Genomic DNA, 23206 nt, shown 5'->3' with positions numbered 1-23206 from the left:
AAAGCGGTCATCCATTTCACGCTCTGCTGCCACCGGTAAAATACTCTTCACCGGTGGCAGACAGATAACGAGTGCACTCAGCAGCAACATCAACCTGCTTCAATAAACGGTAAGTGCTAACAGGTAAAGTACGTTGCTAAACCTGTAAATACAGGATGATCGCCGGTGTATCGAACCACTCCTTCCACATCTGAAAGTTTTTGTATCTGTTTCATTATCTGGTCCAGCCGTTCTTCCTCCCTCACCTGCAAGTAGATCTTGCTGGTTTCGCCGGTAGCAACCGGTAAACAGACAATCCCCTCCACATTATAGGCGCGCCTGGAAAACAAGCCGCATACATGAGACATCACGCCGGGGTGATTACGGACAAGCAGTTCCAAAACGGCAATGGGCTGATTGTTATGCGCACTCATAATTCCCTCCAATCATAACAGAGTTGGCTGCACCCGGTGGGACAATGGGGTAGACCTCTTCATCTATACTTATCGGAATATTTATCAGACTGGGTCCAGGCGTCTGCAGGGCAACGGTGAGTAATTCGTCGAGAACCAGGGTGTCGCGCGCATCAAATGACTTCATTCCAAATCCCTTGGCAATGGTAGCTAAATCAACCTGGTGCTCATACTCTGACGCAAAGATATGTTCGTTATAAAATAATTTCTGCTGCTGACGAACCAGACCAAGCGATTGATTGTTGAGGACAATCACCTTGACATTCACATCATGCTCTACAGCGGTCGCCAGTTCCTGAATATTCATCATAATACTACCGTCGCCGGTAATACAAACCACAGTTTTATCGGGATTTTCCAAAGCCGCACCTATGGCTGTCGGCAAGCCGAATCCCATGGTGCCGAGACCACCAGAGGTCAAGAACCGGCGCGTTCGATTAAAGGGATACACCTGGGCGGTCCACATCTGATGCTTGCCCACATCTGTTGCCACAATGGCATCCTCACCTACAATCTCGGCGATCCGCATAATGATTCCATAGGGACTGCTGAAATCAAAATTTTCAGAACAGAAAAACGGATGCCTGGCGCGGAGCAGTTGTATGTGTTGATTCCACGATGATCTCGCTCTACTCTCGACAAGGGGCAGCAAACGGTCGAGAGTGTCACGGATGTCGCCAACCAAGCCGACATGCGCCTCTTTGAGCTTACAGATTTCACAGGGGTCAATATCAATATGGATAATCCTTGCCTCAGGGCAAAACTCGCCGATTTTCCCTGTCGCCCGATCATCAAATCTGACTCCGGCAGCTATCAGAAGATCGCACTCGTCAAGCATCATATTGGTGGAACGGGCGGCATGCATACCTAGCATTCCCATAAACAGATCATGCTCAGGTGGAATAACACCAAGCCCCATCAGCGTCATAGTGGTCGGCAAGCTGTTCTTCTCTGCAAAAAAACGGGCAACAGCACCCGCATCACTATGTACAATCCCTCCCCCCACATAGAACACGGGCCTTTTGGCGTTGTTAATCATCGCAGCAGCCAGGGTCAGATCATCCTGGCTGTGAACAACAGAGACAACAGCAGATGCAGGGATGGGCAGTTCTTCTATGTCAACGGTATCGAGCTGTACATCTTTTGGGATATCAATAAGCACAGGACCTGGCCGACCGGTAGTTGCAATATGGAATGCTTCAGGGATAATCCGCAACAGATCCTGAGCTGAGCGAACAAGGAAATTATGCTTGGTAATGGGAATGGTCAACCCATAAACATCCACCTCCTGAAAGGCATCTGTACCAATCATGGACAATGGAACCTGACCGGTTATACAGATCACCGGAATCGAATCCAGATTGGCATCGGCAAGGGCAGTGACGATATTGGTTGCTCCGGGACCGGAGGTCGCAAAACAGACAGCCGGCTTCCCGCTTGACCTGGCCATTCCCTGAGCGATAAATCCTGCACCCTGCTCATGCCTTGCCAGTACATGCCGAATCCGCGAAGAACGCGAAAGGGCATCATATAAGGGCAGGTTAGCACCACCGGGAATACCTGCAATGGTCTCGACTCCATACTCCTCCAACAGCCTTATGGTCAGTTCTGCTCCTGTTAACTGCTCCATGACACACCTCCTCTTTTTCCATGTTTGGCTGTCGGCTGCCTTTGCGGGAGCAAAAAAAAACCCCCGCCGGCTGGCGCCGACAGGGGTTAAAAAACTATTTTCAGTAACCGCTACGGCGCCTCGCTCCTCACATTAATAATCACCACGACGACCACTGCTACCACTACAAACAGCTTAGTAAAATCAGCTATGTTGAGAGTGGAAAACAGGTTGTGGGACATGCGAAAACGCCTTTGTATATGGATTATTGTTACTGTATGTGAAAATTATCGATACCAAGCTTGCCGGGCTGCGTCAAGAAGAAAAAATCACCGCTCGCGACAAAAGCCCTGCCCTCATCCTCCTCTTCTCCGTGGTGCGTAACGAAAACTTCCACAAAAAAACGAAACAATTCTAAGCATATGCGAAAAAGTGCAAAACACAACACTTGCAACAAACTACTACCTCCATAATTTAACAAAAAGAAGCAACGGAAAGAGATTTGAAAACCTTTCCGCATCTGAAAAAAAATCCTGTTCCAATGTGGATCAAACTGTAGGTACTGAGCGCTGGTAGCATTACCAGCCTTCCGTAACTTATTCGCCTATACAAGTAAAAGCATGCTGCCTTATAAGCAGCATGCTTTTTTTAACCTTCCAGATGCATGTGGAGCATGGTTTCCGATTTCAGCGTATCGAGCACAAAGGACGTTTTGATATTTTGAATACCAGGGATATGGGAGAGCTTGTCGTTGATAAATGCCGTGTAGGTTTTCATGTCCTTGATGGCCACTTTCAGCAAAAAATCCACATCACCTGTCAGCTGTAGACACTCAAGTACCTCCTCCAGTTCAATCAGCCGCTCCTTCACAACCTGCAAAGAAGATATCTGGTGCAGGCTCAGGCTGACAATAATGATTGCCAGCAGGCCAAACCCTGCCTTTTCACGATCCAGAATGGCAGCATATCTATCTATTACTCCGGAAGATTCCAGTCTCCTGACCCGTTCCAGCATTGCAGGAGGGGAAATGCCAATTTCCTTTGCTAATTTTGTATTGGTGATCCGCCCATCTTGCTGCAATATGTTCAAAATTTGGATATCTATTTTATCAAAGGCCATAATCCCCGTACCAAGCAACACAGGCTAAATTTAATTTTATTAAGACTATGACCAATATCACCTTATTTTATTCACTTTACAACCAAAACATACACCTCTTTTTCGACGAATAAAAGCTCCCGCCAAAAGCACAGACTAACCATCTCCGATAGATGTACAGTCCGCCACGGTGCGGGTTTTGAACCTCGTCGTCGTGGTATAATCCTGCCGGCGGATCAACCAAAAACTTTGAACCTGACGCCGCCTAAAGTGATGAAAAGTCGGGGTGAAAAGCAAACAAGGGCCGATATTTTTTCATGCTCCACCAACAGCCGTTAATGAAGGACCAGCCTTGGGAGTAAACTCGAAACCACCCACTTGATAAACTCCAAAATACGTTATACATACCGGACAAGATAAAAGACTGTTGGCATTTGGATAAAGGTTGATGTATACGTTTATCGTATTTATAAAATTTTCTCCATCCAACACGTGTTGAATGGAACTTATTAAACTCTATCGGAGGTATTATCCATGGCAGAATTACAGCTTGACCAAGAAGAATGTATCGGTTGTGAAGCATGCGTTGAAGCATGTCCCGAAGTTTTCGGTTTTGACGATGATGAAACCAAAGCATTCATAATTGAAGGCGCTGACACAAGCGCAGATTGCGTTGAAGAGGCTATTGCTTCGTGCCCAGCTGGATGCATCGCTAACGACTGAGAAAAACATGGCCAGTCTTGGCCGACAGCCTTGGCTGACCATGTCCATCCCCTTGTACGGGATTGGAAAAGTTCTACGCACCTTCTCCATAGCATTTTTTTCGTTGTGGCAACGAATTTCAACAAAAACTTTCCCCTTAGCCACACCTAACCACTCTTAGTCACAATATACCATCATCGTAGGCCAAAATACCTGCACAGTCTTCGTGCAACATTCCCCGACCACCACTGTCTCCTTTGAGCCATGGGCCGTTGAATGCACTGTGGGTTATTTCCGCACGCCTTTTATAGAGACCGATAATTAAGCCTATTGACCGGGTAGAATGTTCGTTCAAATTTGCCTTAGAAAAGGCCCCATTTCCAACATGGTAAACCTACACATACCAGGCCTGATCGAAAAACTGATTTTTTCAATGTACCCTTAAGCTGTAAACGGCGGCCTCCGGTTAACCTGTTATTACTAGTTAACGATGGTAACAGTTTTCCTTTTTTATGTGCATATACTCTTTTTACTTGACCCCTGAGTTCCTTCAATTATACCGTGCTTCGAATTAACAGATACCCCCATCCACCATATCTATTTAATGGAGTATAGTATGCCGAAACAAAACACCATCTTCCACTACTGCCTTGCATTGGCCGTAACACTTTTGCTTGTCCAGCCCTCACTTGCCGCAGACAAAGAAAAACTGATTATTTTCCATGCCGGCAGCCTTTCTGTTCCGTTCAAAAAGATCGAAAAACAATTTGAAGCACAGCATCCGACCATTGATGTCCTCCGCGAATTTGGCGGCAGCACCAAGATGGCCCGCATGATTTCCGAACTGGGCAAACCAGCCGATATCATGGCTTCTGCTGACTATGTGGTTATTAACAAAAACCTGATTCCGAAATTTGCCGATGTCAACATCCGATTTGCCACCAATCAGATGGTCCTCTGCTATACTGACAAAAGTAAATATGCTGATGAAATCAACAGCAAAAACTGGACAGAAATTCTTACCAAACCTGATGTGGTCTGGGGCCACTCAGATCCCAATCTTGATCCATGCGGCTACCGAAGCCTGATGGTTCTCCAGCTTGCTGAGAAATATTACAAAAAAGAAGGGCTCTACAATACCTTGATCGAGCAACGTAAAAAACAGTGGGTTCGTCCCAAATCAGTAGAACTGATTTCCCTGCTCCAGTCCGGCAACATGGACTATGCCTGGGAATACCTCTCTGTTGCAGTACAGCATAACTTGAAATATGTAACCCTGGATAACCAGATAAACCTCAGCGATTACAGCCATAACGATTTTTACAAAAATGCAACCGTCGAAGTTAGTGGTAAAAAGCCTGGAACAACCATCGAAAGAAAAGGCAAGTCCATCACCTATGGCATCACCCTGTTGAAAAATGCACCAAATCCACAAGCAGCAGATATGTTTCTCCAGTACCTTTTGGACCCCAACGGTGGCATGGCAGTACTCAAGGAAATGGGACAGCCTCCTTTTATTCCAGCTCGAATTGCTTCCGAGGAAATGAAAGGCAAACTTTCTGAGGGAATGCAGGCATTAGTAGAAGTGAAGAATTGATGACGTCGTAAAAATCCATCACTTTCTATCCGAATGTACGAGCAGACCTGCCGGGGAGATAAATTTCCCGGCAGGTCGATCGGAGAACAATTTTGACCCAAAAGTACAACTTACGCCTTTTTACCCCGCTTTGTATAGCAGCAGGGACGATGGTTCTGCTTTTTATCCTGCTGCCACTGTTTGAAATGGTTTCCCAACCTTCCTGGAATGACCTACGAGAAACCATTGCCGATGAAGAGGTCAGGTCGGCAATCTTTTTGTCGCTTACCTGCTCTGCCTCTGCAGCAGCAATCTCTTTCATTTTCGGCACCCCCATGGCCTACCTGCTTGCCCGCACCGACTTTACCGGCAAAAAGGTTGTTGAATCCATGATTGACCTGCCAATAATGATTCCCCACCCGGTGATCGGCATTGCTATTTTAAGCCTTTCCGGAAGAAACCACTGGTTGGGACAAATTTTTCAGGATATCGGCATCCAGCTCCTTGGCACAAAAACCGGCATCATCACCGTACTTACCTTTGTTGCTCTGCCGTTCTACATCAATACGGCCAAGGCAGGTTTCCAGGCAGTCCCTTGCCGCCTGGAACAGGTAGCCAGAAGCCTTGGTGCCGGACAAAGTGCTACTTTTTTTCGGATTACCGTACCACTTACCTGGCGGCATATGATAACCGGCTTTATCATGAGCATGGCCAGAGCAATCAGCGAATTCGGTGCCGTGGTTATTGTCGCTTATCACCCTATGATTGCACCGGTTCTCATGTATGAACGATTTACAGCCTACGGCCTTAAATACTCCCAGCCTGTTGCGGTTTGGCTTATCCTGATCTGCCTTGTCTTGTTCTTGCTTTTACGAGTAGTCTCCTCACCGATTGGAAAGAAAAATTGATTCGAATTAACCAGCTCACATACCAATTTCCCAATTTTACCCTGGGACCGATCGACCTCCACATAGAGCAACAGGAATTTTTTATTCTTCTTGGCCCTACCGGTTCCGGCAAAACCGTCATCCTGGAGTCAATCGCCGGCCTGCAGAAACCGCATAGCGGAGATATCTTTTTATTTGGTAAAGATGTCACCCGAGTGGCTCCTGAAAATCGCCAAGTCGGCATCGTGTACCAGGACCAGGCACTTTTCCCACACTTGACTGTCCAGGAAAACATTGAGTTCGGCCTTCGCTATCAAAAAAACAACACCAAAGCAAGCAAGGCGGTGCTGGCCGGAATTATCGATACCCTTGGATTGGCCGGCCACCTCAAAAAATCAACCACCAAACTCTCTGGAGGAGAAAAACAACGGGTGGCGCTTGCTCGCGCACTGGCCATTCAGCCGCAGGTGCTTTTGCTGGATGAACCACTCTCAGCAATAGACCCCTGTTTCCGCAGCGAGATCCAGCGGGTGCTCAGACAGCTCCATGAAACCCTTCCAACCACCTTTCTTATGGTTACCCATGATTTTAACGAGGCATTTTATTTAGCTGATACAGTTGGAGTGATAAGCAAGGGCATACTGGAGCAGACCGGCACGATTGAAGAAGTCTTTCAACGCCCCAAAAATAAGGCAGTCGGCGAGTTTGTGGGCATGCAAAATATTTTCACCCCGCAACGGGAGGGGAGGAGTTTATGTTTTGCAGGGCTTAGAATAGATGCAGAAAAGACATCAGAGAGCAGGAATGTTGGTCTGCGTCCCGAGGACATCACCGTCGGTACCACTCATTCTTTTCCCGACGGGTTTATGGTCGGCAGGGGAATCCTGCAATCGATGACGCTGCAGGGTTTTGGCTGTGAAATGACCATTGGCTTTGAAGACAGCACTTTCCTTGTTCACGGCGATAAAGGAAACATTAGAGACAAGGGTTTAACCATCGGCGAGCAGGTTTACTTTGGGTTTCATCCGGATGCTGTCCATTACTTTTAGCCTTTTTTAGTTGTCTCCTTCCTTTTGTTTTGCCTCAGCAGCATCCCTGCTGACCCGACAGCAATCATTGCTCCAGCACCAGATACAAAATAACTGATCGTCTTCCACTACCATTTGCTCTACATCAGGGTCGATTTCTATCCCGCAGCCTTCGCAGTACATTTTTTTGGGCTTAGTCATATCAACATTCTCAATATACATAGTATCAAAAAATGCTACGGGTAAACAGACACTTAATTGTCACGGAAAACAAAAAAAAAATGGTTTTGCTTATCGAAGAGAACCTTTCCCAGTATACACTGAAAAATTATCTTTTTATTATTAAAAAGACAGCGCCATCATCCCTTACAAGGAGTTATCCAGAGGCCTTGTTAACACACAACAAGTTAAAGAGCAGCGCGGAATGATCGACATGATCATCACGTAACTACGTGTAAGTGGCACCTTGCGAAAGGTCAGCCATCTATTTACAGTTACAAATGAAAAGTAAAATAACACTCTGATTATAAATCAGATAAATCTACACTCGCCATCTCATTCATCCAACCTTTAATCACTCAACTAAAGGAGTAGAAAGATGACATTAACCAAAAAATTAGGCGCAGAATTTATTGGTACATTATGGCTCGTTCTTGGAGGTTGCGGGAGCGCTGTTCTTGCTGCAGCATTTCCCAATGTTGGTATTGGCTTACTGGGTGTTTCCTTTGCTTTCGGGCTTACGGTGCTAACGATGGCGTTTGCGATTGGTCATATATCCGGTTGCCATCTTAATCCTGCTGTTTCGTTTGGTCTTTGGTCCGGCGGCAGATTTTCAACGGCTGAACTTGGCCCTTACATCATTGCACAAGTGGCAGGTGGGCTTACTGGAGCGGCAATATTGTACGTTATTGCTACTGGCCAGGCAGGATTTGATGCAGCTGCTACCGGCTTTGCATCCAATGGGTATGGAGAACACTCACCTGGTGGATACAGCCTGATGGCGGCACTGGTCTGTGAGGTGGTTATGACCTTCATGTTTCTCATTATTATTTTAGGCGCAACCGATAAACGGGCACCGCAAGGATTTGCTCCTATCGCTATTGGCCTTGGCCTTACTCTTATTCATCTTATCAGCATTCCCGTGACCAACACATCAGTCAATCCAGCACGAAGCACTGGCGTTGCTCTCTTCCAGGGAGGCTGGGCAATCTCTCAGTTATGGCTCTTTTGGATTGCTCCTATAGTGGGTGCCATTTTGGCCGGCCTTGTCTACCGATGGTTTGAATCTGAAAACAAGGCATAACAAGACTATTTCAACTTTCTCAACTTCCTCAATCCGTGACAATCGATTACTAAAATCTTTCACGGATTGAGGTTAGCCCGGATTTCTCATGAGTTTTTTGATTTTCGACTTAACTTTTGATATTTAAAGAAAATACGGTAGCGCTAAATAAACAGACTGTTTTTTTCGTCGATAATCAAAAAAACTCACCCTCCGGGTCAGCGGATTTTTCCGCAGACTCTTTGTTGCAGGCCATTTGCGGTAGCTTACTATCGGAGTCTACGCTTACCTGCTGCATGTCCTGCGCCTCGATCTGCGAAAAACTTCACTGATGAGAAATGCGGGTTAGGTCAAATGTTCTACCATCAAGCGAACTAACTTTTGCCGGTTATTTTCTCTATTTCCCTTTGTTCCCGCCCGAAATCAAAACCCTTTCCCGAATTCAGTATTACATCACAACTATATAGTCGTAATATTAAACAGTTGCCGAAGAGAAATCATTTTTATGCTTCCGGCTTTTTGCTTTCCTTATTTCGAATAAGGAATTTTACACCAACAACTAAAACTTGATGGACTCTCGTAAAAAGTCCATCACACACTAAAGATAGCTAAGTACACAAGTTCGATATACAAGGCGCAGTGTTTTGCCCGAGGCTTTGACTACACATATGGTATGCCAAAGCCTCGGGCAAAACCTGCAACACGGTAGATCGGACTTTTTACGACGCCATCAAACTTAACAAAAGTAGAAATTAACAAGCAACTCACTTTCTTTATTAACCTTATTAGCCGGATTGCAAATTTTAATTAATATGATATGTTCTTTCTCGGTATAAAAAACATGACAGTGGAAGGGCCAAGAGAAATAGCGCAACATATTGGAAATCTGGCACACCATGGGCAGGCCGGAACAGGAACCTTTTTGTCATATCAAAAGACAGCATGGAGAACCGTCAGCCTTTTTTTTGGATCATTCGGACTGCAAAAAGACACAGGTCAATAAGGTTCTTTGGTTAATTCAACAATTTTTAATAAAGGAGTGTATGGAAATGGGTATGAAAAAATCCGTAATCGCAGCATTGTTCCTTGTTCTAATTTTACTACCGGCATCGAGCCTGATGGCGGCTTCCGTGTACAAGGTGGGGGGAATCTTCTCCTCCACAGGAAGAGCCTCTTTCCTTGGTGATCCGGAAAAGAAAACCATGGAAATGATGGTGGAAAAAATCAATGCGGAGGGCGGTATTGACGGCCATATGCTCGAGGCGGTGATTTACGACTCTGAAGGTGATCCTGCCAAGGCTGTCAGCGCCGTTAATAAATTAATCCACAAAGACAAGGTCCTCGCCATTGTTGGTCCATCCACCACCCCTACCACCCTGGCCATTGTCAATTTCGTAGAGCGGGCCCAGGTTCCCCTGATCAGCTGCGCTGCTGGGGTCAAAATTACCACCCCGGTTAAGCCATGGGTATTTAAAACCGCCCAAAGCGACCTGTTGGCTGTGGCAGCGGTGTATCAGCACATGAAGAACGCAGGCATCAAAAAAATCGGTATTCTCACCGTGTCCAACTCATTTGGCGAGAGCGGTAAAATGCAGCTCTTAGACCAGGCACAAGACTTTGGTATTGAGGTCGTTCAGGTAGAGAGCTTTGGTGCAAAAGATACGGACACAACCACCCAACTCACCAAAATCAAGGCTGCCTCCCCGGATGCCATTGTTTGCTGGGGAACAAACCCAGGCCCGGCCGTGGTTGCCAAAAACGTCAAACAACTGAAAATTGACATTCCTCTGTACCAAAGCCATGGGGTTGCTTCTCCCAAGTTCATTGAACTTGCCGGGGATGCGGCAGAAGGCATCATCCTTCCCACCGGCAAAATTCTTGTAACCGAACTTCTTGACGACAAGGACAGCCAGAAAAAGATCCTGGAAGGATACCAGACAGACTACAGCGCCAAATTCAATAGCAACGTATCGGGGTTTGGCGGATATGCCTTTGATGCCGTGAATATGCTAGCCAACGCCTTAAAAGGAAGTAACGGCGATAAAAATAAAATTCGCCTGGCACTGGAAAACACCCGAAATCACGTGGGAGCCACAGGCGAATTCAATTTTTCCGACAAGGATCACAACGGTTTGTCACCAGAGGCTTTTGTCATGGTGGAAATAAAAAACGGTACCTGGAAACTCATCGATTAGGGTATCGCTAAGTAGAGACAAGGGGATTTGCTGCGAGGGCACCATCTGGTGCCCTCGCCTGCATTTCCCCTGAATTAATCCAATTCAAGGCAGGTCCATGCAGGAAATCATTCAATATCTCTTTTCAGGCATCACCACCGGGGCTATTTATGCTGTAATCGCCGTAGGGTTGTCCATGCTGTATAGTTCAACAGAACTCATCAACTTTGCCCACGGAGAGTTCGTCATGATCGGCGCGATGTCCATGGTGACATTCTGGGTGCATATGGCTCTTCCCCTGCCCGTAGCTATTGGTTGCACTCTTGCCCTGGGTTGTGCCCTGGGACTTTTGTTTGAACGGTTTGCCATCCGGACTGCCAGAAATCCCCAACCCATTGTCCTGGTCATCATCACAGTCGGAGCTTCGATCTTTCTAAGGGGAACGGGAATGATCGTGTGGGGAAAAGATCCCTTCAGCGTGCCACCGTTTTCCAACCACGAGTCCTTAGAGATTTTCGGCGCCGCCCTGCTGCCCCAGTCCATCTGGATCGTTGTCGCGGCCCTGCTTCTTGCCGGTGGCATTCATTTTTTCCTGAAACGGACTTTAACCGGAAAGGCCATGGTCGCCAGTGCCGTGAATCAAAAAGCTGCCTGGCTCAGCGGGATTCCCCCGGAAAGAATGGCAGTGCTCGCCTTTGCCATCAGCACAGGTTGCGGTGCGGTTGCCGGTATTTTTATTGCGCCCGTCACCATGAGCTCCTATGACATGGGCACCATCCTGGGACTGAAAGGTTTTTGTGCGGCCATGATCGGAGGTCTCGGCAGCCTGTGGGGAGCTTTTGCCGGCGGCATCCTTTTGGGAGTTTTGGAATCCCTGGGGGCAGGCCTTATTTCTTCGGGACTCAAGGATGCAATTGCATTTATCCTCCTGCTCCTGATTCTCTATGTACGCCCTGGCGGACTGTTTTCGGCTAAAGAGGCAAAACGGTTCTGATATGGATGACAACAAAATTAAAAACAGAATAGAACATGCTGTTTTTATCTGCATAATACTTGTGTTGGGCCTGTTTACCCAAAACACCTATTATCTCCAAATAATGACCTTTATCGGTATTAACACCCTGCTGGCCTTAGGGCTCAATATGCTGATAGGGTATGCTGGTCAGATTTCTTTAGGGCATGCGGCATTCTACGGTATAGGGGCATATACTACGGCCATCCTTTCCGGGACCTTTGGAATATCCCCTTGGTTGTCCCTGCTCTGCGCCATTGGTGTGGCTGTACTCATTGCCTTTGTGGTTGGGCTCCCCACCCTGCGCCTATCTGGTTATTACCTGGGCATGGGAACCCTGGGATTCGGTATGATCGTCAATATTTTGTTCAGAGAGTGGAGCAGTGTCACGGGCGGCTCCTCGGGTTTTGTCGGCATTCCTGTTCTGGAGGCAGGAAAGGTTTCATTTATGTCCGGACAAAATTATTTTTTCCTGGTGTGGGGGGTGGTACTTGGAGCCATCCTGATGTGCCGGAGGATTCTTGCCTCACGCATGGGCAGGGCGTTACGCTCCATCCACGATGGGGAAAAAGCCTCACTGGCAGTGGGAGTCAACACCCACTATCTCAAACTACAAATTTTCATGTTTTCAGCCTCACTGGGAGCCGTTGCTGGATTTCTCTACGCCCATTTCGTCCTCTTCATAAGTCCTGAATCATTTGGTTTCATGGTGTCTGTGAAAATGGTGACCATGGTGGTTATCGGTGGCATGGCAAGTGTGTGGGGGGCTCTGCTTGGTGCCTCTCTGCTCACCTTGCTGCCGGAGGTTCTCCACGGATTTGCCGAATACGAGATGATTGTATTCGGCCTGATCCTTATGGTGGTGATGATTTTTATGCCCCAAGGGCTCACCCGTGGATTTCTGGATATGTATGAAAAGGCAAGGAAAAAAAGGCAATGATATCCCCTGAACCCGGACACAACAACAAGCCGATACTGGCGGTAAGCTCCCTGACTAAGATGTTCGGGGGTGTCAAGGCCCAGGACAATATCTCCTTTTCCATTCAACCCGGTATTGTTTGCGGCCTTATAGGACCCAACGGGGCGGGAAAGACCACCCTCTTCAACCTGATAACAGGCATCTATTCCCCTGACGAGGGCCAGGTGGTTTTCAACGGTAAAGACACCCGGAGGATGACCGTTGACCAACGGGTGAGGGCCGGTATTGCCAGAACCTTCCAGCATGTAGAACTGTTCGGATCCATGACCCTACTCGAAAATGTGCTGGTTGGTATGCATGTGCGGACCAGATCCGGATTCTGGGGTGCAGTAACCCGCCTCCCCTGGGTCATACGAGAGGAAAAAGAAGCGGTTGAAAAGGCCGAAGCTCTTCTTGAATTTACCGGCCTTATGGACTATGCCCACCACCCGGCAGGAGACCTGCCCGTAGGAAGGCAGAAGACAGCTGAAATCGCCAGGGCTCTGGCATCGGACCCTCTGCTTCTGCTTCTCGATGAACCGGCTGCGGGGTTGAATGCAGTGGAGACAGAGGCTCTTGGCAAACTCATTGAACAGGTCAAAAAAAGAGGCGTGACCATGATGCTGGTTGAGCATGACATGAGCCTTGCTATGGGTATTTGCGACAAAATGATTGTTCTTGATCAGGGCAGTAAACTGGCCGAAGGCACTCCCAGGGAAATCCAGAACAATGAAGCGGTCATGGCGGCTTACCTGGGACAGGGCTAACCCGTACTTCTCATGAACATTTTGCCAAATTCATACATATTGTTTCCTAACAAGTGGTTGGATTCAATTTAAAAAGATATCAATTTTCCACAACGTTCACCAAAGGTCAGCCCAGGCGACGCCATCTTCTTCAGTATTTTGGCAGTAAACATAAATCATTATAGTTTACAGCCAAAAACGTTGAACCTGACGCCGCCTGAACTGATGAGAAATCCGGGTTAAAGAATGCTGAGAATACAAAACTTAAAATGCAGTTATGGCAGTATTACTGCGGTTCACGGGGTCAGCCTTTCCGTAAAGGAGGGAGAGCTGATTTCCATTATCGGTGCCAACGGCGCCGGGAAAAGCTCTTTGCTGCTAGCCATTTCAGGCCTGCTGAAGAACTGGTCAGGGGAGATCCTTTTCCAGGAAACCCCCTTAAAAGGCATGTCCCCCCCGGCTATTGTCCGCTCCGGTATCAGCATGGTACCCGAGGGCAGGCAAATTTTTGCCCCTCTCAGTGTTATGGATAATTTGAAGATGGGTGCTTACACGATTTACCGGAGGGGGATGAAAACCGAGGTAGAAAAAGATCTGGAGATGATCCTGGACATGTTTCCCATCCTGCATGAAAGGGTGGAGCAACTCGCAGGAACGTTGTCTGGTGGAGAACAGCAAATGCTGGCCATTGGCCGGGCCCTCATGGCCAGGCCGAAACTGTTGATTCTTGACGAGCCTTCCATGGGGCTGGCACCCAAGATAGTGGATCAGATTTTTAATACCATAGTAACCTTGAGAGAACAGGGGGTAACCATCCTGCTGGTAGAACAGAATGCCCGGGCCGCGTTAAAAATTGCCGACCGGGGGTATGTGTTGGAAACCGGTAAAATGGTTCTCCAGGGAAGTTCGGACGAACTCCTGGTGGACGACGATGTCAAACGGGCCTACCTGGGGCAAGATTACGGTGATTTTTACGATGGGAGGAACCAGTAATGGTGGAAATGCAAATGTCTGAATGCAGCATTGAAGAAAGAGAACAGCTCAAACTGGAAAGACTGCAAAGCACATTAAATCGAGCATATAAAAATGTACCCTTCCACCGTAATCGTTTCCTGGAAAGGGAACTTTCCCCCCAGGATATAATTTCCCTCAAGGATATTGAAAAACTGCCCTTTATGGATCGGGGCCACCTGGCCACCCACTATCCTTATGGCCTGTTTGCCGTTCCTTTAAGGGATATCGTTCGTATCCACACCGCACCGGGAACAGGCGACAGCCCCTCCATCAGCGGCTACACCAAGGCAGACTTATTAATCTGGAAAAAGCTTGTCGCCAGGAGCCTTGAAGCTGCCGGAGTGACTGAAATGGATATTATCCAGATCCACCTGCCGCCGGGGTTGGCAAACTGGGGCCGAGACTATAAAGACGGCGGGGAAACTGTCGGTGCGAGCGTTATCCCCAACTCCCCTCTCTCCCTGTCAAAAACGCTCATGGTGCTGAGGGACTACAAAACCAGCACCCTGGTGACCACCTTGGCCTTTGCCCAACAACTCATGGAGCATATGTTTGAACAGGAGCACAATCCCAACGAGCTGAATCTGAAACGGATCATCCTGGTGGGTGAGCCTGTGGCAAGAGACGTTGCGAAAGATATTGAAGACCGGCTTCATGTTGATGTCTGGCTCAATTACGGCCTCAGCGAGATTCCCGGACCCGCCATTGCCCATGAATCCGAAAATCACTGCGGACTCCGCATCAATGATGACCATATCCTTCCTGAAATCATTGATCCGAATACAGGCCGCCCTGTACTCCCTGGAGAAAAAGGGGAATTGGTGCTAACCACTCTCTCGGCACGGGCCTTTCCCCTTATTCGGTTTCGCACCGGTGATATGGCTCACTTTTTAACCGAAACCTGTTCCTGTTGTTCACATTTTACAAAAATGGTCTGGCATAGAAAACGGGCTGACAATTATATTATCATCTCCGGCATCAAGGTCTCCTTGGATCAGGTAAAAATCGATCTCAAAAAGGCTCTGAATATACCTTCTCCAGATTGCGAAATGGAAAAAATATGCCAAGGTGGTATAGAGATCCTTAAGATATCTCTTGTGGTAGACAACCAACTTTTCTCAGATGAAATAAAAGACCTGGAAAGGCTGATGTACCGCACGGAAGAGATATTAAGTGAGCGTGTAGGGGTTCCCATAAAAATTCGACTTATGCAAAAGCGACCATAGAAAAAACTGGAAAAATCGAGCCGGATAGTGTTGACAGGACGCTGATTTCCCCTTTTTCCTGATAACCAACCTTTTGCAGACACATCACTCTATGTCATTTTCTTCGCTCGGACTCTCAAAAGCCCTTCTCCGCGCTATCGATGAAAAGGGGTACACGACACCTTTTCCAATCCAAACAAAGGCTATTCCTGTTATTCTTTCCGGTAAGGATGTAATAGCTGCGGCTCAGACAGGGACAGGTAAAACAGCTGGTTTTACCCTGCCACTGCTGCAGCGACTAGCCCAAGGACCGAGAGTGAAATCCAACCATATTCGAGCGCTTGTGCTTGCACCAACCCGTGAACTTGCAGACCAGGTTGGGGAGAGCCTGGCAACCTATGGCAAGCACCTGCCTCTTACGTTTGGCGTAGCTTATGGTGGAGTGAAGATTAATCCCCAAATGATGCAACTGCGCGGTGGGCTCGATATATTGGTGGCAACACCAGGCCGGCTGCTGGATCTCTTCCGACAGGGTGCTGTTAAATTTGGGCAGGTAGAAACACTAATCCTGGATGAAGCTGACCGAATGCTTGGCATGGGCTTTATCGAAGACATTAAAAACGTCATGAATCTGCTGCCAAGTAAACGACAAAATCTGCTTTTTTCAGCAACCTTTTCCCCTGAGATCCGGTCTCTCACGAAATATTTGTTCCGAAATCCTGTGGTGATCGAGGTCAATCCTAGAAGCTCCGCAGCAAAAGGTGTCAAGCAATGGGCAATTGAGGTGGATAAAAGCAGGAAACCGGCTTTGCTGCGCTACCTGCTGCAAAAAAACAGCTGGGAGCAGGTGTTGGTCTTTACTCGCACCAGGAAAGGAGCCAATCGCCTGGTTCAGCAACTTGCAGGTGATGGGATTTCCAGTGAGGCAATCCACGGAGACAAGAGCCAAGAAAACCGCAACAGGGTCCTTGCAGATTTCAAAGCAAAGAAGATTCGTATTCTGGTAGCCACCGGTATTGCATCACGCGGGCTCGATATCAATGAACTTGCCGCTGTGATTAATTTCGATTTACCTCAAGTCGCAGAAGACTATATTCACAGTATTGGCCGTACGGGTCGAGCAGGTGCAAAGGGCGTTGCAATATCACTGGTAAGTGCTGATGAGGTGAAAGTGCTCTCCGCCATTGAGGCTCTTCTTGGGCAAACGCTGATACGTGAAGTGGAGAAAGGCTTTATCCCGAAACATAGCGTGCCCTTAACCCGTCTGGCAAAAGCGCGGCCCAAAAAAACGAAAACGCCTACGCAGAAACCAGCTGGTAGCACTGTAAGAGCAAAGGCAAAGACCTCTCCCAAAAACAAGAAAAGGTATAAAAGAAATGACCGACGGAACCAAAAGAGCTGAAATTACAGCCGGTGCAAAAGTTTCCATTGTCTTAAAGCAAGACCAGCGATCGGGAAAGCTTACCAATGGCATAGTGAAAGATATTCTAACAAAATCCGCCACCCATCCACATGGTATCAAAGTTCGTTTGCAAAGCGGACTTGTCGGTAGAGTGAAGGTAATCCAAGCTCAATAGAGAGCACTTTTTTTACTCTCTCATACAATTTGAAACCCTTCAAAAAGCAGGATACAAATCGACCATGACTATTTTTGACAGCCTGATTCAACAAAGTGCGACGATCGCTCCTCCCCAACCGCAGGTATTGGGTATTGGTGGCAGTCCCAGAAAGGGTGGCAACTCCGATGCTATCCTCCAGCAAATACTTGCCGGTGCAGCCAAGCAACAGCTCTCCACAGAAAATATTCATCTACGGGATATGCAGTATCAAGGCTGTATTGGCTGTGAGCGATGCAGAAAAGATAAAATCTGCACAGGCCTGCAAGACGGCATGTCCTTTCTCTATCCAGACATTCTGAAATCCCAGGGTCTGGTCCTTGTCTGTCCTACTCACAACTACAATATTACATCCTGGATGAAAGCATTTATTGATAGACTTTACTGTTTTTACAATTTCACCAATGACCGCCCCAGAAACTGGTCGAGTCGTTTGGCAGGCCAGGGCCGCAAGGCAATAATTGCAGCCATTTGTGAACAGGAAAACAAAAAAGACATGGGATTTACCCTGGAGGCCATGCGCCTCCCTCTTGAAGCATTGGGCTATGATATCATTGATGAGTTACCTGTGCTAAGCGTCTTTGATAAAAAGAAGGTCAAAGAATATGAAGAGGTGATGCTCCAGGCTGAAAAACTGGGCGCAAAACTAGGCAGATCTATGATACAATAAGTGTTTGAATAGAGAACACACTTGGCTGTACGCAAAAATTTTGAGTATCATCCTATCCATCAAAATCTTTCTACTGCACAATTTTTCCTATAACAACATACCTCTTATCCATAAGGAACATCATGAGTGAACTCCCCAACTGTCCGCAATGTAACTCGGAATACACCTACAACGACGGCAGTCTTTATGTCTGCCCTGAATGCGGACACGAATGGTCCCTGGACACCACCATTGAAGACGAAAAGTCTTCGGTTATCAAAGATGCCAACGGTAACATCCTGCAGGATGGTGACACGGTAACGGTGATCAAAGATCTTAAGGTCAAAGGGTCATCTACCGTAGTTAAAGTCGGCACCAAGGTAAAAAACATCCGCCTTGTGGATGGCGATCACGATATTGACTGTAAGATTAGCGGTATTGGCGCAATGAAATTGAAGTCTGCCTTTGTAAAAAAAATATAATCAGACTCCTCCACTCACATTACCACTCCCCTTCCCTTTTCATTTTTTTGTGAGGTATTTCATGTTTATCGATTTACTGAAAAAAAGAAGAAGCATTCGTCGTTTCCAGGACAAACCTGTCAGTCAGGAGGACATTGACCTGCTGCTTGAAGCTGCGCTTCGTTCCCCTTCTTCCAAAGGAATTAATCCCTGGGAATTTGTCGTGGTCCAGGATAAGGAATTGATCCAGAAGCTGGCCGTGGCAAAGCCTCATGGTGCCACCTTTTTAAAAAATGCCCCTTTAGCCATTGTTGTCTGTGCTGATAGCTCTAAAACGGATGTGTGGGTGGAAGACGCTTCCATTGCTTCGCTTATCGTTCACCTAGCAGCTGCAGACATGGGCCTTGGCTCCTGCTGGGTGCAAATTCGACTCCGTGAACATAACGAGCAGCAATCATCCCAGGAGTATCTGGGCAACATCCTCAACTTGCCGCAAAACATCCTGCCGGTGGCCGTTATCGGCATTGGCCACCCGATGGAGGAGAAAGCCGGTCACCCTGCCGACTCCCTTCTCTACAACCAGGTGAGCTACGACCAATTTGACAACAGGCGTTAATCTGACCACTATTAACCAAGAATCCCGATGGAAACACTTACTGCAAAAAACAACACCCGGCTCGCCCTTATAGAAAAACTGCGCAAGGAACTCCCTCAAATAATGGAGCTCGATGCAGCCAAGTGGGACACAACCTACCAAGACGGTGCGCTGAGTAGAAAAACGAAAAGACTTATGGCACTGGCCATAGGGTTACGGGCCGGCTGTGAAAACTGCATCATTGCCCAGACCATGCATGCGATTGATGCCGGGGCAACCAGGGCGGAAATCATGGAGACCATCAGTGTCAACATGGCAATGAGTGGAACCACAGGCGTTGGTGAAGGACTGAAAGTGATCCAGTTGCTTGACGAATTAGGGCTTTGAGACGAGTGTAAATAGTATAATCACTAGTCCTTGATAAAAGTTGATACGTTCTGCTGCGGTTCCAGAAAATGAACAACGAACGTTTTTTTAAAAACCAAAACCTTCCCTTTGTCGAAGGGCGTCATGCCCAACACAGCTCCCGCCTCTTCAAGCCGCACATGCATCGTCGTTTCTCGGTTGGCGCGGTCAGCAAAGGTTCCCTCTATTTCAGAATCGGTAGCGAGCAGGTCCCCTTAACCCAGGGCACACTTGCCGTGATTAACCCTGAAATACTCCATAGCTGCAATCCTCAGCCGATATCTGCCCGCAGCTACTACATGCTCTATCTTGACACAACATGGTGCCTACACGTACAGCAGATGCTGTGGCAGGTTGAGACCTTTGTCCCTCTGCTAAATCCTATATTGGAAAAGTGGAGGCTCTACGATCTCTATATCCAAACCATGGAGCAGCTCATGGATGATCGGTATGAGCTGCTGGAAAAAGAGCAGGCCCTGGTGCAGCTGGCAGAAGTGCTTTTTCTACATGGGTGCAACCCGCAGCGATTGGTAGAACAAAAGCAGCAAAGCAAGGTGGATGATTTGAAACAACTCCTGGAAAGTGATCTGGAGCGGGAATTCATCATGGCTGCTGCAGCCGAACGGTTACATGTCAACCCTTACACACTCCTCCGTCAATTCCGTAAAAACACCGGCATCACTCCCCACGCCTATCGCATGAACTGCCGAATCGAAAAAGCACGCAGACTGCTGCAACAGGGCGAAGAGATTGCCGACACCGCCCTTGCCTGCGGATTTTACGACCAGAGCCACTTCCACCGCCATTTTAAAGCAATGACCACACTCACCCCTGGAGAATATCAGCGCTGCCTGCTACCACTCTAGCTGTCGGTGCAACCTTTTCGATTGCCGATTATTAGCCACAAATATTCGTTACTCAGTTAACAAATCGATGCAACTAGAACCTGTCTTCTATTCTCGAAGTCAATATTTACAGGAGAAAAATTGATTTTGGCTGAGGAGAATGAGTTACGTTCCGTGTAATATGGTTAACTCTTTCAAATCACATCCATCTTCCTTTTATTCTGTTGTAGAAAAAATGAACTTAACATCTTTGTTAACTTGCTTTTTGGTCTGGCTTTGCCTTAATATTGAACTAGACGGGTTTCGATTTAATAGACAAAGCCAAACCTTCCGAAAGGCAGGGACGGAAAGCCACGGGTCCAAGAGATAGCCGGGCTGCCTTTACTTTATTGAGGCAGTCCCGCTTTTTTTATTTATGGTATTATAAAAAAATCGGCGTAGATGCTTATGTACACACACTTTCCTTTTGTTAGGGGGAGATGATGATAACCCAAGCACATAATGTCAAACTTGCAAATAACATTTCATGCAATAGCATTAAAATCAGAAAAAAGGAGGATGAAATGGATCATGTCGGAAAGTTTACAACATAGCAGCAGAGCTGTTTGTGGCTCACTGCCCTATCTTCTTGCAGGGACCCTCGATCGGGTAAGTAAACAGAGAAGATCTGTTTACAAAATTTAGAAAGGGGTATGTTCCGAAGACCAATTGTCTCACCTGAACACGCCCCCCATGAATATTAGTTTCAAGAGATGAAAACAGATTTAACAACATAACAGAAAGGAGAGTTTTAATGGGTACGCAAATCCAAAAAGGACTTATCTCCTTGGCGATTACGCTGCTGATAAGTCTGCCCTTGACAATTAGCGCTGTAGAAGTTGATAAGGATGACTTCAATTTTCTCACAACAGAGGATCTATATTCACTCTGTTCAGCACCGCTTGACGATCCTGATTTTGTTGCAGCCATATATTCTTGCAAAGGATACATTGCCGGTGCTGTTGATTATCATGATGGTATCAGTAACCGTAAAGATATGAAGCGTTTAATTTGTTACCCCCCAGACACTACGTTAAAGGAAGGGAGGGAAGCATTTGTCGCGTGGGCTAAGGACAGAGAAAGCGACACTGCAATTATGCGGGAACAGGCTGTGCTCGGACTGGTAAAAGCTCTGGCCGCCAAGTATCCCTGTACAGATTAACAGGAAGGTTTGCTTGATTTTTACAACAGCAACTTTCTTATATTTTCTTGCAACCAGGGAGTATTGTCATGAAAAAAGTAGCTATTGGTTCAGCTTTAATTCTTCTGTTTTTAACTGGTTGTGGCGAAACAACCGGCAGCCGCTCTCTCAGCGGGGCGGGTATGGGAGCAGCCGCAGGTGGGGTAATAGGTTCAATGTCCGGAAATTTCGGTACAGGAGCTGCCATTGGAGCAGGTGTTGGAGCGGTAGGAGGTTATCTGCACGACCAACATAAAAAGGGAAATATTGACTAGCCCGATTTTCTCATGAACTCTTTGATTTTAAACTCAATTAATTGATTTTATTGCTCAAAGAGTAATTGCACAATGAACAGTCTGTTTTTCGTTTTCAATCAAAAAGTTCCCCCTTCGGGCTAGCAAACCAACCACCATCCCACACTTCAATTTTAAGTTGTGGGATGGTGGTCAGCTCCAGTTTAAAGGCTCAATTGTTTTGCTTCAGCTGAGAGATTTCCAGATTGGATCCGATTAGACAGATATTCGATTTCGCCCTTGTCTTTTCGCTTTATAAAGAGCCTCATCAGCTAATAGAATAAGTCTATCAGGAGAACTTTCTTCACAGGGAACACAGGCAGCAATGCCAAAAGAAAGAGTAAGGTGGGGTGCAACATCTGATTGAGCATGTTCGATATTCACTTCAAAAGATGTTTCTTTATATGCTCGGCTACCTCTATTGCACCAGGAGTATTAGTATTTGGTAAAATAACTATGAATTCCTCTCCCCCATACCTCCCAGCCAAATCACCAGGGCGTTTTAGACAACTATCGATGACATGGGCTACTCTAAATAAACAATTATCTCCTTTCTGATGACCATAATAGTCATTATATGCTTTGAACATGTCAACATCCACCATGATAATGGACAAAGTTTCTTTAGCTCTTTTCAACCTCTGCCATTCCAGTGTCAATCGTTCATCCACAAGTCGCCTATTAGCAATTCCAGTGAGTCCATCAAGTTTTGCTAACCGCTCAAGTTCATCTGCCCTTTTTTGCATTTCAAGAAATATGGGTGTCGTTATTTTTCGTGACACAACTAAGATCAGGCCTAAACTAAGTGAAATAGAGATAATAACAGCAACAACTATCTCAAATTGTGTCCTGAGAACTAATGATTGCATTACCTTATTTTGACTCTGGTACTCACTTTCGATTTCCGATGCAATATCAGAGACCGTCCGGGTGATTTGAAGTTCATGTTGATCTAATTTACGGGATGCTTTTTTTAAATCAATGCTGGCAGAACGAATTTTCAAAAAGGTCTCATAATAAACCTGTAACTCTTGGTTTGCTTTGAAAGCATTAGCACTAATACGAGCACTATCAGAAACTTTCACCAAAGCTGTGTTCAGGTTATGAAAAGCTTCTTTAGCGTATTTATAGTTGTTTTTAAACATTACAAAATACTTCTCATTGGCTCCGTTGAGGTATTTTGCTTGGTACAACCTCATCAACTGAAATGAGTTACGCGCATTTCCAAAAGAGAAAAATATATCTGGAGCTTGTACGATTCCGACATTGATCCTGATTGCCGAAAATTGGTTTTCAATGAGAAGTTCTTGTTTTATGAACACAGTTGACAGGAGGGATTGTTTTGACTTTATAAAAGAGTTCGGACACTTTTTTTGCTGG

Annotated in this window: 28 protein-coding genes and 1 riboswitch; of the genes, 21 read left to right on the top strand and 7 right to left on the bottom strand. The window is 46.6% G+C overall.

What is annotated here, in order from left to right:
* Positions 1 to 116: 116 nt before the first annotated feature.
* Together ilvN and ilvB are read right to left on the bottom strand one after the other, a co-directional pair.
* Positions 117 to 413: an acetolactate synthase small subunit gene (gene ilvN, locus ACHZCY_RS13225; RefSeq protein WP_205222229.1), complete on the bottom strand. Its 297-nt coding sequence runs from the start codon at positions 411 to 413 to the stop codon at positions 117 to 119.
* Complete coding sequence (gene ilvB, locus ACHZCY_RS13220; protein WP_319549220.1) at positions 400 to 2082, bottom strand: acetolactate synthase large subunit; 1683 nt, start codon at positions 2080 to 2082, stop codon at positions 400 to 402. The genes ilvN and ilvB overlap by 14 nt, the downstream gene beginning before the upstream one ends.
* 259 nt (positions 2083 to 2341) lie before the next feature.
* Between ilvB and ACHZCY_RS13215 the strand changes: the two genes are divergently transcribed.
* Complete coding sequence (locus ACHZCY_RS13215; RefSeq protein WP_319549219.1) at positions 2342 to 2479, top strand: hypothetical protein; 138 nt, start codon at positions 2342 to 2344, stop codon at positions 2477 to 2479.
* A gap of 230 nt (positions 2480 to 2709) precedes the next feature.
* Here the strand turns inward: ACHZCY_RS13215 and ACHZCY_RS13210 are convergent, their stop codons facing one another.
* Positions 2710 to 3180, bottom strand: coding sequence for an Lrp/AsnC family transcriptional regulator (locus ACHZCY_RS13210; RefSeq protein WP_319549218.1), 471 nt, complete (start codon positions 3178 to 3180; stop codon positions 2710 to 2712).
* Positions 3181 to 3693: 513 nt separating this feature from the next.
* Here ACHZCY_RS13210 and ACHZCY_RS13205 point away from each other — a divergent pair.
* Positions 3694 to 3882, top strand: a complete 189-nt coding sequence (locus ACHZCY_RS13205) for a ferredoxin (protein WP_319549217.1) — start codon at positions 3694 to 3696, stop codon at positions 3880 to 3882.
* Positions 3883 to 4042: 160 nt separating this feature from the next.
* On the opposite strand, the gene ACHZCY_RS13200 is transcribed toward ACHZCY_RS13205, so the two are convergent.
* Complete coding sequence (locus tag ACHZCY_RS13200; protein ID WP_319549216.1) at positions 4043 to 4216, bottom strand: hypothetical protein; 174 nt, start codon at positions 4214 to 4216, stop codon at positions 4043 to 4045.
* Positions 4217 to 4477: 261 nt separating this feature from the next.
* Here ACHZCY_RS13200 and wtpA point away from each other — a divergent pair, with 261 nt between their 5' ends.
* The 3 genes from wtpA (at position 4478) to ACHZCY_RS13185 (ending at position 7373) form a co-directional block, all read left to right on the top strand.
* On the top strand, positions 4478 to 5458 hold the full coding sequence (gene wtpA / locus ACHZCY_RS13195) for a tungstate ABC transporter substrate-binding protein WtpA (RefSeq protein WP_319549215.1): 981 nt from the start codon (positions 4478 to 4480) through the stop codon (positions 5456 to 5458).
* Between the two features lie 149 nt (positions 5459 to 5607).
* Positions 5608 to 6345 carry an ABC transporter permease gene (locus ACHZCY_RS13190; protein ID WP_394713438.1) on the top strand — a complete coding sequence of 246 codons (738 nt, stop codon included), beginning with the start codon at positions 5608 to 5610 and terminating at the stop codon, positions 6343 to 6345.
* Positions 6342 to 7373, top strand: a complete 1032-nt coding sequence (locus tag ACHZCY_RS13185; RefSeq protein WP_319549213.1) for an ABC transporter ATP-binding protein — start codon at positions 6342 to 6344, stop codon at positions 7371 to 7373. Before ACHZCY_RS13190 ends, ACHZCY_RS13185 begins: the two co-directional genes overlap by 4 nt.
* Before the next feature lie 6 nt (positions 7374 to 7379).
* Here the strand turns inward: ACHZCY_RS13185 and ACHZCY_RS13180 are convergent, their stop codons facing one another.
* A complete protein-coding gene (locus tag ACHZCY_RS13180) occupies positions 7380 to 7553 on the bottom strand; it encodes a hypothetical protein (RefSeq protein WP_319549212.1) in 174 nt (57 codons plus the stop codon).
* Positions 7554 to 7950: 397 nt separating this feature from the next.
* Between ACHZCY_RS13180 and aqpZ the strand changes: the two genes are divergently transcribed.
* The 16 genes from aqpZ to ACHZCY_RS13100 all read left to right on the top strand — a co-directional run bounded on the left by aqpZ (position 7951) and on the right by ACHZCY_RS13100 (position 21808).
* Entirely contained in the window at positions 7951 to 8655 is a 705-nt protein-coding gene (aqpZ, locus tag ACHZCY_RS13175) for an aquaporin Z (RefSeq protein ID WP_319549211.1), read from the top strand.
* Between the two features lie 1028 nt (positions 8656 to 9683).
* Positions 9684 to 10829, top strand: a complete 1146-nt coding sequence (locus tag ACHZCY_RS13170; RefSeq protein ID WP_394713404.1) for an ABC transporter substrate-binding protein — start codon at positions 9684 to 9686, stop codon at positions 10827 to 10829.
* Between the two features lie 97 nt (positions 10830 to 10926).
* Positions 10927 to 11802, top strand: a complete 876-nt coding sequence (locus ACHZCY_RS13165) for a branched-chain amino acid ABC transporter permease (RefSeq protein ID WP_319549209.1) — start codon at positions 10927 to 10929, stop codon at positions 11800 to 11802.
* 1 nt (position 11803) lies between these two features.
* Entirely contained in the window at positions 11804 to 12760 is a 957-nt protein-coding gene (locus ACHZCY_RS13160) for a branched-chain amino acid ABC transporter permease (RefSeq protein WP_205222218.1), read from the top strand.
* Positions 12757 to 13545, top strand: a complete 789-nt coding sequence (locus ACHZCY_RS13155; protein WP_319549208.1) for an ABC transporter ATP-binding protein — start codon at positions 12757 to 12759, stop codon at positions 13543 to 13545. The genes ACHZCY_RS13160 and ACHZCY_RS13155 overlap by 4 nt, the downstream gene beginning before the upstream one ends.
* Positions 13546 to 13770: 225 nt before the next feature.
* The gene (locus tag ACHZCY_RS13150) at positions 13771 to 14517 is read left to right on the top strand and encodes an ABC transporter ATP-binding protein (protein WP_319549207.1); all 747 of its coding nucleotides are present in this window, start codon (positions 13771 to 13773) and stop codon (positions 14515 to 14517) included.
* On the top strand, positions 14517 to 15764 hold the full coding sequence (locus tag ACHZCY_RS13145) for a phenylacetate--CoA ligase family protein (RefSeq protein WP_319549206.1): 1248 nt from the start codon (positions 14517 to 14519) through the stop codon (positions 15762 to 15764). The genes ACHZCY_RS13150 and ACHZCY_RS13145 overlap by 1 nt, the downstream gene beginning before the upstream one ends.
* A 91-nt stretch (positions 15765 to 15855) precedes the next feature.
* A complete protein-coding gene (locus tag ACHZCY_RS13140) occupies positions 15856 to 17145 on the top strand; it encodes a DEAD/DEAH box helicase (RefSeq protein WP_319549205.1) in 1290 nt (429 codons plus the stop codon).
* Complete coding sequence (locus ACHZCY_RS13135) at positions 17120 to 17320, top strand: YwbE family protein (protein WP_319549204.1); 201 nt, start codon at positions 17120 to 17122, stop codon at positions 17318 to 17320. The genes ACHZCY_RS13140 and ACHZCY_RS13135 overlap by 26 nt, the downstream gene beginning before the upstream one ends.
* A 64-nt stretch (positions 17321 to 17384) precedes the next feature.
* Positions 17385 to 18029 (top strand): flavodoxin family protein, encoded by a 645-nt coding sequence (locus ACHZCY_RS13130; protein WP_319549203.1) that lies wholly within the window; start codon positions 17385 to 17387, stop codon positions 18027 to 18029.
* A 122-nt stretch (positions 18030 to 18151) separates the two neighbouring features.
* Positions 18152 to 18490: a zinc ribbon domain-containing protein YjdM gene (locus tag ACHZCY_RS13125; protein WP_319549202.1), complete on the top strand. Its 339-nt coding sequence runs from the start codon at positions 18152 to 18154 to the stop codon at positions 18488 to 18490.
* 61 nt (positions 18491 to 18551) lie between these two features.
* Positions 18552 to 19085, top strand: a complete 534-nt coding sequence (locus ACHZCY_RS13120; protein WP_205222210.1) for a nitroreductase family protein — start codon at positions 18552 to 18554, stop codon at positions 19083 to 19085.
* A gap of 27 nt (positions 19086 to 19112) precedes the next feature.
* Positions 19113 to 19451, top strand: coding sequence for a carboxymuconolactone decarboxylase family protein (locus tag ACHZCY_RS13115; RefSeq protein ID WP_319549201.1), 339 nt, complete (start codon positions 19113 to 19115; stop codon positions 19449 to 19451).
* 68 nt (positions 19452 to 19519) lie between these two features.
* On the top strand, positions 19520 to 20335 hold the full coding sequence (locus ACHZCY_RS13110) for a helix-turn-helix transcriptional regulator (protein WP_319549200.1): 816 nt from the start codon (positions 19520 to 19522) through the stop codon (positions 20333 to 20335).
* Between the two features lie 289 nt (positions 20336 to 20624).
* Positions 20625 to 20697, top strand: a riboswitch (cyclic di-GMP riboswitch).
* 410 nt (positions 20698 to 21107) lie between these two features.
* Positions 21108 to 21515 (top strand): Rap1a/Tai family immunity protein, encoded by a 408-nt coding sequence (locus ACHZCY_RS13105; RefSeq protein ID WP_205222208.1) that lies wholly within the window; start codon positions 21108 to 21110, stop codon positions 21513 to 21515.
* A gap of 68 nt (positions 21516 to 21583) precedes the next feature.
* Positions 21584 to 21808, top strand: a complete 225-nt coding sequence (locus tag ACHZCY_RS13100) for a YMGG-like glycine zipper-containing protein (protein ID WP_205222207.1) — start codon at positions 21584 to 21586, stop codon at positions 21806 to 21808.
* Between the two features lie 234 nt (positions 21809 to 22042).
* Here ACHZCY_RS13100 and ACHZCY_RS13095 read toward each other — a convergent pair whose 3' ends face one another.
* Entirely contained in the window at positions 22043 to 22210 is a 168-nt protein-coding gene (locus tag ACHZCY_RS13095; protein ID WP_394713403.1) for a diguanylate cyclase domain-containing protein, read from the bottom strand.
* Positions 22207 to 23148 (bottom strand): diguanylate cyclase, encoded by a 942-nt coding sequence (locus tag ACHZCY_RS13090; protein WP_319549199.1) that lies wholly within the window; start codon positions 23146 to 23148, stop codon positions 22207 to 22209. The genes ACHZCY_RS13095 and ACHZCY_RS13090 overlap by 4 nt, the downstream gene beginning before the upstream one ends.
* Positions 23149 to 23206 lie beyond the last annotated feature (58 nt).

Source organism: Desulfogranum marinum (assembly GCF_963675105.2).
In the GTDB taxonomy this organism is placed as follows: Bacteria; Desulfobacterota; Desulfobulbia; order Desulfobulbales; family Desulfobulbaceae; genus Desulfogranum; species Desulfogranum marinum.
This window is presented reverse-complemented; position numbering and strand designations above follow the sequence as displayed.